The organism is Pasteurella canis, assembly GCF_900454865.1.
Classification (GTDB): domain Bacteria; phylum Pseudomonadota; class Gammaproteobacteria; order Enterobacterales; family Pasteurellaceae; genus Pasteurella; species Pasteurella canis.
Genome location: NZ_UGTV01000015.1, coordinates 1,666,849 through 1,679,191 on the forward strand (window position 1 = coordinate 1,666,849; position 12,343 = coordinate 1,679,191).

Annotated in this window: 16 protein-coding genes and 1 riboswitch; of the genes, 4 read left to right on the top strand and 12 right to left on the bottom strand. The window is 36.6% G+C overall.

All coding sequences use genetic code 11. The features are described 5' to 3' along the window. Positions 1-152: 152 nt before the first annotated feature. Complete coding sequence (locus DYE19_RS08385) at positions 153-1,448, bottom strand: NAD(P)/FAD-dependent oxidoreductase (protein ID WP_115323258.1); 1,296 nt, start codon at positions 1,446-1,448, stop codon at positions 153-155. Between the two features lie 229 nt (positions 1,449-1,677). Between DYE19_RS08385 and DYE19_RS08390 the strand changes: the two genes are divergently transcribed. Further along, a complete protein-coding gene (locus DYE19_RS08390; RefSeq protein WP_397231407.1) occupies positions 1,678-2,691 on the top strand; it encodes an extracellular solute-binding protein in 1,014 nt (337 codons plus the stop codon). Between the two features lie 354 nt (positions 2,692-3,045). Here the strand turns inward: DYE19_RS08390 and ribB are convergent, their stop codons facing one another. Next, positions 3,046-3,690, bottom strand: a complete 645-nt coding sequence (gene ribB, locus DYE19_RS08395; protein WP_115323260.1) for a 3,4-dihydroxy-2-butanone-4-phosphate synthase — start codon at positions 3,688-3,690, stop codon at positions 3,046-3,048. 117 nt (positions 3,691-3,807) lie between these two features. Then, positions 3,808-3,963: riboswitch (FMN riboswitch) on the bottom strand. Between the two features lie 94 nt (positions 3,964-4,057). Between ribB and ubiK the strand changes: the two genes are divergently transcribed. The 3 genes from ubiK to DYE19_RS08410 all read left to right on the top strand — a co-directional run bounded on the left by ubiK (position 4,058) and on the right by DYE19_RS08410 (position 6,351). Then, positions 4,058-4,309 carry a ubiquinone biosynthesis accessory factor UbiK gene (gene ubiK / locus DYE19_RS08400; RefSeq protein ID WP_049214884.1) on the top strand — a complete coding sequence of 84 codons (252 nt, stop codon included), beginning with the start codon at positions 4,058-4,060 and terminating at the stop codon, positions 4,307-4,309. Positions 4,310-4,384: 75 nt separating this feature from the next. Next, positions 4,385-5,671, top strand: coding sequence for a multifunctional transcriptional regulator/nicotinamide-nucleotide adenylyltransferase/ribosylnicotinamide kinase NadR (gene nadR, locus DYE19_RS08405; RefSeq protein ID WP_115323261.1), 1,287 nt, complete (start codon positions 4,385-4,387; stop codon positions 5,669-5,671). Beyond that, positions 5,668-6,351 carry a metallophosphoesterase family protein gene (locus DYE19_RS08410; RefSeq protein WP_049214882.1) on the top strand — a complete coding sequence of 228 codons (684 nt, stop codon included), beginning with the start codon at positions 5,668-5,670 and terminating at the stop codon, positions 6,349-6,351. The genes nadR and DYE19_RS08410 overlap by 4 nt, the downstream gene beginning before the upstream one ends. Before the next feature lie 376 nt (positions 6,352-6,727). Here DYE19_RS08410 and rplQ read toward each other — a convergent pair whose 3' ends face one another. The 10 genes from rplQ to rpsE all read right to left on the bottom strand — a co-directional run bounded on the left by rplQ (position 6,728) and on the right by rpsE (position 12,340). Beyond that, positions 6,728-7,117 (bottom strand): 50S ribosomal protein L17, encoded by a 390-nt coding sequence (gene rplQ, locus DYE19_RS08415; protein ID WP_049214880.1) that lies wholly within the window; start codon positions 7,115-7,117, stop codon positions 6,728-6,730. Positions 7,118-7,158: 41 nt separating this feature from the next. Next, complete coding sequence (locus DYE19_RS08420; RefSeq protein WP_115323262.1) at positions 7,159-8,148, bottom strand: DNA-directed RNA polymerase subunit alpha; 990 nt, start codon at positions 8,146-8,148, stop codon at positions 7,159-7,161. A gap of 36 nt (positions 8,149-8,184) precedes the next feature. After that, positions 8,185-8,805: a 30S ribosomal protein S4 gene (rpsD, locus tag DYE19_RS08425; RefSeq protein ID WP_049214876.1), complete on the bottom strand. Its 621-nt coding sequence runs from the start codon at positions 8,803-8,805 to the stop codon at positions 8,185-8,187. A 29-nt stretch (positions 8,806-8,834) separates the two neighbouring features. Next, on the bottom strand, positions 8,835-9,224 hold the full coding sequence (gene rpsK / locus DYE19_RS08430) for a 30S ribosomal protein S11 (protein ID WP_005701868.1): 390 nt from the start codon (positions 9,222-9,224) through the stop codon (positions 8,835-8,837). A 16-nt stretch (positions 9,225-9,240) separates the two neighbouring features. Beyond that, positions 9,241-9,597 (bottom strand): 30S ribosomal protein S13, encoded by a 357-nt coding sequence (gene rpsM, locus DYE19_RS08435; protein ID WP_005717912.1) that lies wholly within the window; start codon positions 9,595-9,597, stop codon positions 9,241-9,243. 141 nt (positions 9,598-9,738) lie between these two features. Beyond that, a complete protein-coding gene (rpmJ, locus tag DYE19_RS08440) occupies positions 9,739-9,852 on the bottom strand; it encodes a 50S ribosomal protein L36 (protein WP_005548767.1) in 114 nt (37 codons plus the stop codon). A 29-nt stretch (positions 9,853-9,881) separates the two neighbouring features. After that, positions 9,882-11,207, bottom strand: coding sequence for a preprotein translocase subunit SecY (gene secY, locus DYE19_RS08445; protein WP_115323263.1), 1,326 nt, complete (start codon positions 11,205-11,207; stop codon positions 9,882-9,884). Between the two features lie 7 nt (positions 11,208-11,214). Continuing rightward, a complete protein-coding gene (gene rplO / locus DYE19_RS08450; protein ID WP_049214871.1) occupies positions 11,215-11,649 on the bottom strand; it encodes a 50S ribosomal protein L15 in 435 nt (144 codons plus the stop codon). Between the two features lie 4 nt (positions 11,650-11,653). Further along, positions 11,654-11,833, bottom strand: coding sequence for a 50S ribosomal protein L30 (gene rpmD / locus DYE19_RS08455; protein WP_005543631.1), 180 nt, complete (start codon positions 11,831-11,833; stop codon positions 11,654-11,656). Positions 11,834-11,839: 6 nt separating this feature from the next. Next, a complete protein-coding gene (gene rpsE / locus DYE19_RS08460; protein WP_005764304.1) occupies positions 11,840-12,340 on the bottom strand; it encodes a 30S ribosomal protein S5 in 501 nt (166 codons plus the stop codon). Positions 12,341-12,343: the final 3 nt, after the last annotated feature.

Below are 12,343 nucleotides of genomic sequence, written 5' to 3' on the forward strand. Positions count from 1 at the left end.
ATACAAAAGCAGAATGCTTTTTATTCATTTTTATTGCTTATCTCCTAAGCAAAAAACAACGCTAGCATAAAGCAAAACCTATAAAAGCAATAGCCCTTAAAATAAAAAAGGTGAAAAGTATCACAATTCACCCGTTATTTTCTTTATTTCTCTTAACGATATTTATCCAAAAACCGATAATAACTGCTCCCAATAAATAAAGCAGTTTTTTGTATTAACTTACCACCATATATTGTCGGCACCTTCAATTTTTCAAACACACATAAACGTTCATCATTACCCAGTATTGCTTCAGCTATAATACGTCCAGCTAACCCAGTTAATGCAACACCATGACCTGAATAGCCTTGTGCAAAATAAATATTTGGTGCGATACGTCCAACATGTGGATTCGAATTTAATGTCATATCAATTGGTCCACCCCAACCATATTCTATTTTGACATTTTCTAATTGGGGGAAAACATGTAGCATATTACAACGCATCACAGTTTTCATATCTAACCCAGGACTTGAATCACTACCAAATAACAGGCGATTATCTGCGCTCAAACGATAATAATCTAAGAAATAGTTATTATCACACGCTGACATACGATTACGAATCAAACTATCTGCCATTTCATTCGTTAAAGGCTCAGTAGCAATAATAAAACTTTCAATAGGTAAAATTTTACGTGCAATCCCACGATGTATAGTTTTAGGTAAGACACTAATATAAGCATTTGTTGCCAATACAACGTCCTTTGCAATAACTGAGCTTTGATCAGTACTAACTTTGACTTTAGATTTACCTGCACGCAAATCCACGACAGGCGAATGTTCATAAATTTCAACACCCAAGTCTAAGCAAGCTTGTGCAAGTCCTAAACAATAATTCAGTGGATGTAAATGACCTGAGTTTGGATCAAACAATGCTCCAGTATAAATATCACTACCTAAATTCTCGCTTAATCTTGTTTTATCCCACAAAGTCATCTGACTATAACCAAAAAGTTCTCTACAAGCTTTTTCGGTCGCAATTAAATCATCCATCCGACGATGATTTAAGGCTAATGTTGCATAGCCTCGCTGCCAATCACATTGAATAGCATACTTGGTAATACGTTCGTCAATAATAGCCAATGCCTCTAATGACATTTGCCATAACTTACTAGCGGTTTCAAAACCAACCGCATCAATATAATCACTAATGTCTTCTTCGAAACCGTTAATCGCTTGCCCACCATTACGCCCTGACGCACCAAATCCCACACGAGCACCCTCTAACACAATCACTTTTTTCCCTTGTTCTGCAAGTTCAAGGGCGGCAGATAAACCAAAAAAACCCGCTCCTATAACACAAACATCTGCTGATTTACGCTGTGTCAATGTAGGTAAAGTGAAATGAAGATGACGTGTATCAGTATAATAAGATTGGATATGCTCTTGATGAGAAAACTTCAACATAAAATGGATTGGTAATGAAAATTTTGGGCAGTTTACTCTTACTTAACAAGATGTCAATTTAATTCAATCAAGTTATAAAATTTGTTATACTCAAGAGTGAGGTTTTTAACTTTGTATTCATGCGGATTAACGTATTGAAATCCGTCTATTTTTAACCGCACTTTACTGTCTTCGGACTTTGGGGGACTAAAAATTGAAAAGACTTTTTAGTAATGTGATCAAATCACTGATGTTAACTGCTGTCTTATTCTTCACTCACACCACTTTTGCTGCCCAAAAACTCTATGTCTATAACTGGACCGACTATATACCTTCCAATCTAATTGCAAATTTTACTAAAGAAACAGGTATTGAAGTCATTTACTCTACTTTTGAAAGTAATGAGGAAATGTACGCAAAACTAAAATTGTTATCTAAAAATAACGCTTATGATTTAGTCTTTCCATCCAGTTATTACATTAATAAAATGGTAAAAGAAGGTATGCTACAAAAAATAGACCATACTAAATTAAGTAATTTCCATCAAATACCTTCCCATTTATTAAACAAAGACTTTGATCCAAATAACCAATATTCCCTACCATATATCTATGGATTAACTGGTATTGGTATCAACATTGAAGAGATCGATCCACAAAATATCACAAGTTGGGCAGATTTATGGAAGGCAGAATATAAAGGTAAAGTGTTGTTAACAAGTGACGCACGTGAAGTCTTTCATATTGCTTTATTATTAAATGGTAAATCGCCAAATACGACTAAAGAAAGTGAAATTAAAGCAGCTTATGAGCACCTAGTAAAGTTGATGCCAAATGTTCTTGTCTTTAACTCTGACTCTCCTGAGGTCCCTTATGTTCAAGGTGAAGTAGCATTGGGTATGATCTGGAATGGTTCTGCGTATTTAGGTAACAAAGAAAATCCAAATCTTCAATTCATCTATCCAAAAGAAGGCGCTGTTTTCTGGATGGACAATTATGCTATTCCTAAAACAGCAAAAAATGTTGAAGGAGCCTATCAATTTATTGACTTCCTATTACGCCCAGAGAATGCCAAAATTGTAATTGAGCGAATGGGATTTTCTATGCCTAATGAAGGTGTAAAAGCATTATTGTCACCTGAAATGGTCAATAATCCCGTTTTATTCCCACCCGCTGAAGAAATACAAAAAGGAATTATGCAAGCAGATGTAGGCAAAGCTGTAGATATTTATGAAAAATATTGGAATAAACTAAAAACAAATTAATAAAGCAAAAGAGCAGTTAATATGTTTATAATATTAACTGCTCTTTTATTAAGAACGTACAATTCGTTAAATCTTTATAACAAATCATCAAGAATATCCCTCTCTACCAGACTATCATTGTTTTTCTTTAATCTAGACGAATCGCTCCTCTTCAAGACCTAAAACCTTGAATCAGCAGTAAAGAGAGACATTAATACATCCTTATTCATTTTACTGAATGAAGCTCAAAATCCTAATTGCCTGACTTTCATACAAACGACTATAGCTAAATAATATGAGAGAAGACTTTCTTAATAAAAAAATACCTGTGCTAGCAATTTACACAGGTATTTTTATCAACTAATTTATATAAACTTATACATTATGTTTTTGACGATACGCTACTAAATCTTCGATAGTCACAACAGGAAAACCAAATTTATGAGCAAATTCGACGATTTCAGGTGCTCTCGCCATTGAACCATCATCATTCGTAATTTCACAAATCACACCTGCACCTTTATAGCCAGCTAAACGTGCTAAATCTACAGAGGCCTCAGTGTGTCCACGACGACTTAATACTCCCCCTTCGACAGCTCGTAATGGGAAAATATGTCCGGGGCGGCTTAAGTCATTTGGTTTTGCGCCATCAGCAACTGCTGCTTTAATGGTAGTCACACGATCTTTAGCTGATACACCTGTTGCTACACCTTTAGCCGCTTCAATTGTTACTGTAAATGCGGTTTTATTAACACTGGTATTATCTTGTACCATTGGTGGTAAATCTAGCGCTTGGCACAATTGTTCTGTTAGACAAAGACAAACAATTCCACTGCCATAACGAATCAACATTGTCATTTGTTCAGCATTGATGGTTTCTGCTGGAAAAATCAAATCTCCTTCATTTTCCCGATCTTCATCATCTAATACTAAAACGCCGTTACCTTGTTTAAAAGCCTCAATAGCAGCAACAACACGCGTTTCTGCGTCACCAAAAGGAGATAAAATTGACTGATTCATAGTAAATTCCTTGAAATATAGAGAGAGTTAAATACCAGAATCAGGGCTGATGAGAAAAATTATGTGGCTAAGAAAATCTTAAACAAACAAAAAAGACAGGATTTATTTTCAAAACCTGCCTATTCTCTTTCATCCAGACTATACTGTCGGCTTTGGATTTACACCAAATCTGCTGACTTTGTTATTTTTATGTGAATAACAAACGCTCGTGGGCTTATGCTAAATAAAACATTTACCACCGGTAGGGAGTTTCACCCTGCCCTGAGAATGCATGTATAGTATAACGCAAACTTAATCTTGAAAAAATGTTTTTATTTGCTACAAGATTACATACAATAGATAAAATTTTCCCCAATATGAGGTCATTATGCTAAACCCTAAAAAAATAGAGCAAGTTATACAACAAATCCAAGATTCACTACCACAAGGTATTAAAGAATTAGGTCAAGATGCAGAAGCAAAATTAAAACAAACATTACAAGCACAATTATCAAAATTAGATTTAGTGACTCGAGAAGAATTTGATGTACAAACTCAAGTACTAATGCGAACACGTGAAAAGCTTGCGGAGCTTGAACAGCGTGTTAATGAATTATTAGATCAAAAGGCATTACCTTAATTTTTATTGCTCTCAAAGAAATTCAACGTACGATTTGTTTTGATAGCATTTCTCACTTATCACAAGGAATAAATTATGTCTTCTTTTGCCTACTTACAACAAAAACGCAAACAATTAAACTTAAAGGTAAACGATATTTGTCAACAGGCAAATATTACACGTGCTTATTTTAATCAACTGGTAAGTGGAAAAATAAAGAATCCAAGTGCAACAAAACTCAGTGCGTTACATAAAGTGCTACAAATTACGGAACCTAATAATAAAAAAGTAGGTGTCATTTTCGGCAAATTTTATCCTGTACATACAGGTCATATTAATATGATCTATGAGGCGTTCAGTAAAGTAGATGAAATCCACATTATTGTATGTAGTGATACTGAAAGAGATTTAAAACTGTTCTATGATAGTAAAATGAAGCGTATGCCAACAGTACAAGACCGCTTACGTTGGATGCAACAAATTTTCAAATATCAGAAAAACCAAATATTTATCCATCATCTCATCGAAGATGGCATTCCAAGCTACCCAAATGGCTGGCAGGCATGGGCAGAACAAGTCAAACTACTTTTTAAAGAAAAAAACTTTATGCCAAGTATTGTTTTTAGTAGTGAAGTTCAAGATAAAGCACCTTATGAAAAATATTTAGGCTTGGAAGTCATATTAGTTGATCCACAACGTCAATTCTTTAATGTATCTGCAACAAAAATTCGTAATAATCCGTTCCATTATTGGAAATTCATTCCAAAAGAAGTTCGTCCTTTCTTCGCTAAAACTATTGCGATTTTAGGTGGTGAAAGTAGCGGTAAAACCGTACTAGTTAATAAGCTAGCAACTGTCTTTAATACAACATCAGCTTGGGAATATGGACGCGAATTTGTTTTTGAAAAATTAGGTGGTGATGAGCAAGCCATGCAATATTCTGACTATCCACAAATGGCACTAGGTCATCAACGCTATATTGACTATGCTGTACGCCATGCACACAAAGTTGCAATTATTGATACTGATTTTATTACGACTCAAGCTTTTTGTATTCAATATGAAGGCAAAGCACACCCATTTTTAGACTCTATGATAAAAGAATATCCATTTGATGTTACTATTCTGCTCAATAATAATACAAAATGGGTTAATGATGGTTTACGCAGCTTAGGTAATCAAAAACAACGTCAACGCTTTCAATTATTATTGAAAAAACTGCTTGATAAATACAATGTGCCTTATATCGAAATTGAGTCACCAAGCTATTTAGAACGCTATAATCAAGTAAAAAAAATTGTTGAAAAGATCTTAAATGAAGAAGAATTGCCTTTACACACAAATGAGCACAATATTCAATCAATTTTTGAGGAAGAGGTATGATTTTATTCGCAGGTGATCCACATGGTAGTTTTGATCACCTATATCCCTTTATACAAGCACAACAAAATGTTGCACTTATTATATTAGGTGACTTACAACTCACTACACCTCACGAATTAGAAAAATTAGCACAACATTGTGATCTCTGGTTCATCCATGGCAATCATGACAGTAAAACTATATCTGCATTTGAGGCAATTTGGGAAAGCGACTGGCAATCACGCAACTTACACGGCAGAGTCACTGAAATACAAGGTAAACGTATTGCAGGTTTAGGTGGTGTCTTTCGAGGACAAATTTGGATGCCACCAAACAAACCTCTCTTTTTTGACCCTATTCATTATTGTCAATACTGTTCACAAGAAAAAATTTGGCGAGGAGGTATTCCATTACGTCATCGTACATCTATTTTTCCTTCAGACATAGAAACTTTAGAAAAAATGCAAGCAGATATTTTGATCTGTCATGAGGCTCCTAGACCTCACCCTTCAGGTTTTAGTGTAATAAATGAACTTGCATATAAAATGAATGTACGCCATATTTTTCATGGTCACCACCATGAAAATTTTGATTACGATAGTATGGTAGATACGTATAGTTATCAAATCACAAATGTTGGTTTTCGTAGCGTATGTGATATCAATGGAGGATACTTACTGAAGGGAATTGATGAGCGTTAGAATCAATAAATACTCTCTAACTCAAGAAATATGTAAATCACATCAACTTTAAGACTATCCGATAGATAAAGTGCGGTCAAACTTTCGAAAGTTTTGCTAAACTTGTAGATAACCTCCCTCTACGTTAATAAGCAAAATCAAAGGGACAATAACCTAAATAATTTAGTCCCTTAAAAATTTATCTTACTTCAACATTAATGTTCACAAGACTTATAACTAAGTGCTCTTTTAGATGATAATTAGTACCAATAAATATTATCTATAGATAATTACAATAATCGTTTAAAAAATCACAATAAAAAAAGAAAACCCACTAAAAACTAGTGGGTTTTATCTAAAAATTTATAAGCTATAAAATCAACTTATTTAAAATCAATTATTCAGCAGCAGCTTCTTCAGTTGCTACATCTGGACGATCAACTAACTCAATATAAGCCATTGGTGCATTATCGCCAGCACGGAAACCACATTTCAAAATACGGGTGTAACCACCTGCACGTTGAGCAAAACGTGGACCTAATTCATTGAATAATTTAGCAACAGTTTCAATGTTGCGTGTACGAGCAAAAGCTAAACGACGATTTGCAACGCTATCTACTTTTGCTAATGTAATTAACGGTTCAACTACACGACGTAATTCTTTAGCTTTTGGCAATGTAGTCTTGATAATTTCGTGACTAACTAAAGAGCTTGCCATATTACGGAACATCGCTTGGCGATGGCTGCTATTACGGTTTAGTTGACGACCACTCTTACGATGGCGCATGACCTTATCCTTCTCAGAAAAATCTTTAACCTATGACCAAACTAGTCTTCAGCAATACTTGCTGGTGGCCAATTCTCAAGGCGCATACCTAGTGACAAGCCGCGCGAAGCGAGAACATCCTTAATTTCAGTAAGTGATTTCTTACCAAGATTAGGTGTTTTTAATAATTCAACTTCAGTACGCTGTACTAAATCACCGATATAGTGAATTGTTTCTGCTTTCAAACAGTTAGCAGAACGAACTGTCAACTCTAAGTCATCAACAGGACGTAACAGAATTGGATCGAATTCTGGTTTCTCTTCCTTAACTTCTGGTTGACGAACATCACGCAAATCAACGAATGCATCTAGTTGCTCTGCTAAAATTGTTGCTGCACGACGAATTGCTTCTTCTGGATCAATAGTGCCATTTGTTTCTAACTCAATAACAAGTTTATCTAAGTCAGTACGCTGTTCAACACGTGCAGCTTCAACATTGTAAGCAATACGGTCTACTGGGCTATAACAAGCATCTACTAATAGACGACCAATTGGTCTTTCTTCATCTTGAGCATGCACACGAGCTGATGCTGGTACATAACCTCTACCACGTTGCACACGAATACGCATATTAATAGATGCGTTATCATCAGTCAAATGGCAGATAATATGCTCAGGATTTACGATTTCAACATCTCCATCATGGGTGATGTCAGCTGCAACAACAGGGCCAATTCCAGATTTGTTTAATGTCAGAAATACATCATCTTTATTCTGAACTTTAACCGCTAGGCCTTTTAAGTTTAGAAGAACCTCAAGAATATCTTCTTGAACACCTTCTTTACTGCTATATTCATGCAATACGCCATCAATTTCTACTTCAGTTACAGCACAACCTGGCATTGAAGATAGAAGAATACGACGCAATGCATTACCTAAAGTGTGGCCAAATCCACGCTCTAACGGTTCTAAGATCACTTTAGCATGAGTTGAGCTAATTTGCTCAATATCAACTAAGCGTGGCTTTAAAAATTCTGTAACAGAACCCTGCATTTTATCCTCTCTTTGCTTCTAAGCTTTAACTATTTATTATTTAGAGTAAAGCTCAACGATCAGATGTTCGTTAATGTCTGCTGATAAATCAGAACGTTCAGGAACACGTTTGAACACACCTTCCATTTTAGCAGTATCAACTTCTAACCATGTTGGTTTTTCTCTTTGCTCTGCTAATTCTAACGATGCTTTAATACGTGCTTGTTTTTTAGATTTCTCACGAACAGCAACAACATCATTAACTGAAACTTGGAATGATGGGATATTAACAACACGACCATTTACAACAATCGCCTTATGACTCACCAATTGGCGAGCTTCAGCACGAGTTGCAGCAAAGCCCATGCGATAAACAACGTTATCCAATCTACCTTCCAATAACACTAGTAAGTTTTCACCAGTATTACCTTTTAAGCGGTTCGCTTCTTTATAATAATTACGGAATTGACGTTCTAAGATACCGTAAATACGACGAACTTTTTGTTTTTCACGTAATTGACTACCATAATCAGATAAACGTGGTTTACGAGCACCATGTTGACCTGGAGCGGTATCAATTTTACATTTTGATTCAATCGCGCGCACACCTGACTTAAGGAATAAGTCAGTACCTTCACGACGGCTTAGCTTGAGTTTAGGGCCCAAATATCTTGCCATTTTCTTTCTCCAACTATCCTATAACGCCATTAAACACGACGTTTTTTCGGTGGACGACAACCGTTATGAGGAATCGGAGTCACATCAGTAATATTCGTAATACGGAAACCCGCTGCATTTAATGCACGAATAGTAGACTCACGACCAGGACCAGGTCCTTTCACCATAACTTCCAAGTTCTTTAAGCCGAATTCTTTTACAACTTCAGCACAACGTTCTGCAGCAACTTGTGCAGCAAACGGGGTAGATTTACGAGAACCACGGAAACCTGAACCACCAGCAGTAGCCCATGCTAGAGCATTGCCTTGACGGTCAGTAATAGTAACGATTGTATTATTGAAAGATGCGTGAATATGTGCTACGCCATCTACAACTTGTTTTTTTACACGTTTACGTGCACGAACTGGTGTTTTAGCCATTTTACCTTACCCCGACTTATTTCTTGATCGGCTTACGAGGACCCTTACGGGTACGCGCATTAGTTTTAGTACGTTGACCACGTACCGGTAAACCACGACGATGACGTAAACCACGATAACAACCTAAGTCTAATAGACGTTTGATGTTTAGTGTTACTTCACGACGTAAGTCACCTTCAACGGTAAATTTACCAACTTCGTCACGCAGTTTATCAATCTGCTCTTCAGACAATTCGCTGATCTTAACATCTTCAGCAATACCCGTAGCTGCACAAATAGCTTGCGCACGAGTTTTACCGATACCATAAATTGCAGTTAAAGCGATTACAGTGTGTTTATGATCAGGAATGTTAATGCCTGCAATACGGGCCACTATGCACTCCTATTATTTTAACAAATTTGATACTTTGATCTTGAAAAGCCCGTTTTCAGGATACTCAAACAAAGTACCAAGGACATAAATGAGCTGAGCAGTATAACTGCTCAACTGGTTCTTTGCAAGAAAAAATATCAATTAACCTTGACGTTGTTTATGTTTAGGGTCGCTACAAAGGACACGAACAACACCTTCACGCTTAACAATTTTACAGTTACGACATAATTTCTTAACGGAAGCACGAACTTTCATTGCTTATCCCTTTTATTTAATTGGACAAATTATTGTCCGAAACCTTTAAGGTTTGCTTTCTTCAACGCAGATTCATATTTTGTCGACATCAAATGACTCTGAACCTGAGCGATGAAATCCATAATTACAACAACAACAATCAGTAAAGATGTACCACCAAAATAGAATTGTACATTCCAAGCTGACGTCATAATATAAGGAACTAAACATACAAACGTGATATATAGACCGCCAATCAATGTTAAGCGAGTCATAATTTTATCAATATAACGTGATGTTTGTTCACCTGGTCTAATCCCTGGTATAAATGCACCAGATTTTTTCAAATTATCCGCTGTATCACGAGGATTATATTGCATTGCGGTATAGAAAAAGCTAAAGAAGATAATCGCAACAGCATACACAAGCAAATATAATGGTTGCCCTGGATGTAGTAACATAGATAACTTAGTTAACCACTCTAGACTAGAACCTTCACCTAACCACTGCACTAATGTAGCAGGGAATAAAATAATACTTGATGCAAAAATCGCTGGAATTACACCTGCCATATTGACCTTTAATGGCAAATGCGTTGAATGACCACCAAGTATTTGGCGACCTTGCTGACGTTTAGCATATTCAACTTTAATCCTTCTTTGGCCTCTCTCAACAAAGACTACAAAATATGTAACCGCAAACACAATAACTGCGATCAATAAGAGAACTAATAGATGCATTTGACCTTGGCGGGTTTGCTCAATAGTTTGACCAATTGCTGATGGTAACCCTGCAACAATACCAGCAAAAATAATTAAAGAGATTCCGTTACCAATACCACGCTCTGTAATCTGCTCACCTAGCCACATCAAGAACATTGTTCCTGTGACAAGGCTAATAACTGCAGTGACATAAAAACCAAAGCCTAAATTAGGTACTAATCCAGGTAACATATTAGGAAGACCGGTAGAAATACCAACAGCCTGTAACGTTGCAAGTACTAACGTTGAATAACGAGTATACTTACTGATTTTACGACGACCAGCTTCACCCTCTTTTTTCAATTCTGCAAGAGCAGGATGAACCGTTGTTAATAATTGGATGATAATCGATGCCGAAATGTAAGGCATGATACCTAACGCAAAAATAGACGCACGGCTCAATGCACCACCAGAGAACATGTTAAACATATCTATAATGGTGCCTTTTTGTTGTTCAATTAATTGAGCTAACACAGCCGCATCAATACCAGGAACCGGAATGAAAGAACCAATACGGAAAACGATAAGTGCACCTAATACAAATAATAATCTGCTTTTAAGTTCACCTGTACCGCTTTGGGTACTTCTACTTTGATAACCTGGTTGCTTAGCCATTTATTTATTATTCCTCAACTGAACCGCCAGCAGCTTCAATTGCTGCTTTAGCACCTTTAGTCACACGTAAACCGCGTACAACTACAGCACTATTAAGTTCACCAGCTAAAATTACTTTAGCAAACTGAATATCTTTAGTAAGTATGTTAGCAGCTTTTAAAGATTCTAAGGTAACTACACCGTTTTCAACTTTAGTTAAATCATTCAAACGGACTTCAGCAGTTAATGCCGATTTCATTGAAGTAAAACCAAATTTTGGTAAACGACGGTACAAAGGCATTTGACCACCCTCGAAACCACGACGAACTCCACCGCCTGTACGAGATTTTTGACCTTTGTGACCACGACCACCAGTTTTACCCAAACCAGAACCAATACCACGACCTAAGCGTTTAGCGCTATGTTTTGCACCTTCAGCTGGTGACAAAGTATTTAAACGCATTCTTTTACTCCTCCACTTTAACCATGTATGAAACTTGATTAATCATACCACGTACTGCTGGAGTATCAATTAGCTCAACAGTATGATGCATATGGCGAAGACCAAGGCCACGTAATGTAGCTTTATGCTTCGGTAAACGAGCAATAGAACTACGTACTTGAGTTACTTTAATAGTTTTAGCCATCATCAATTACCCCAAGATTTCATCAACGGTTTTGCCACGTTTTGCAGCAACCATTTCTGGTGATTTCATATTTGCAAGTGCATCAATTGTTGCACGAACAACGTTAATTGGGTTAGTTGAACCGTATGCTTTAGAAAGAACGTTACGTACACCTGCAACTTCTAATACTGCACGCATTGCACCGCCCGCGATGATACCTGTACCTTCGCTAGCTGGTTGCATAAATACACGAGAACCAGTATGTGAACCTTTAATCGGGTGTTGTAATGTACCTTCATTTAAAGCTACATTGATCATATTGCGACGTGCTTTTTCCATCGCTTTTTGGATCGCTGCTGGAACTTCGCGCGCTTTACCATAACCAAAACCAACGCGACCATTACCATCACCTACTACAGTCAATGCAGTAAAGCTCATGATACGACCACCTTTAACAGTTTTTGATACACGGTTTACCGCGATTAGCTTCTCTTGCAGTTCACCAGCTTGTTTTTCGATGTTTGCCATCTG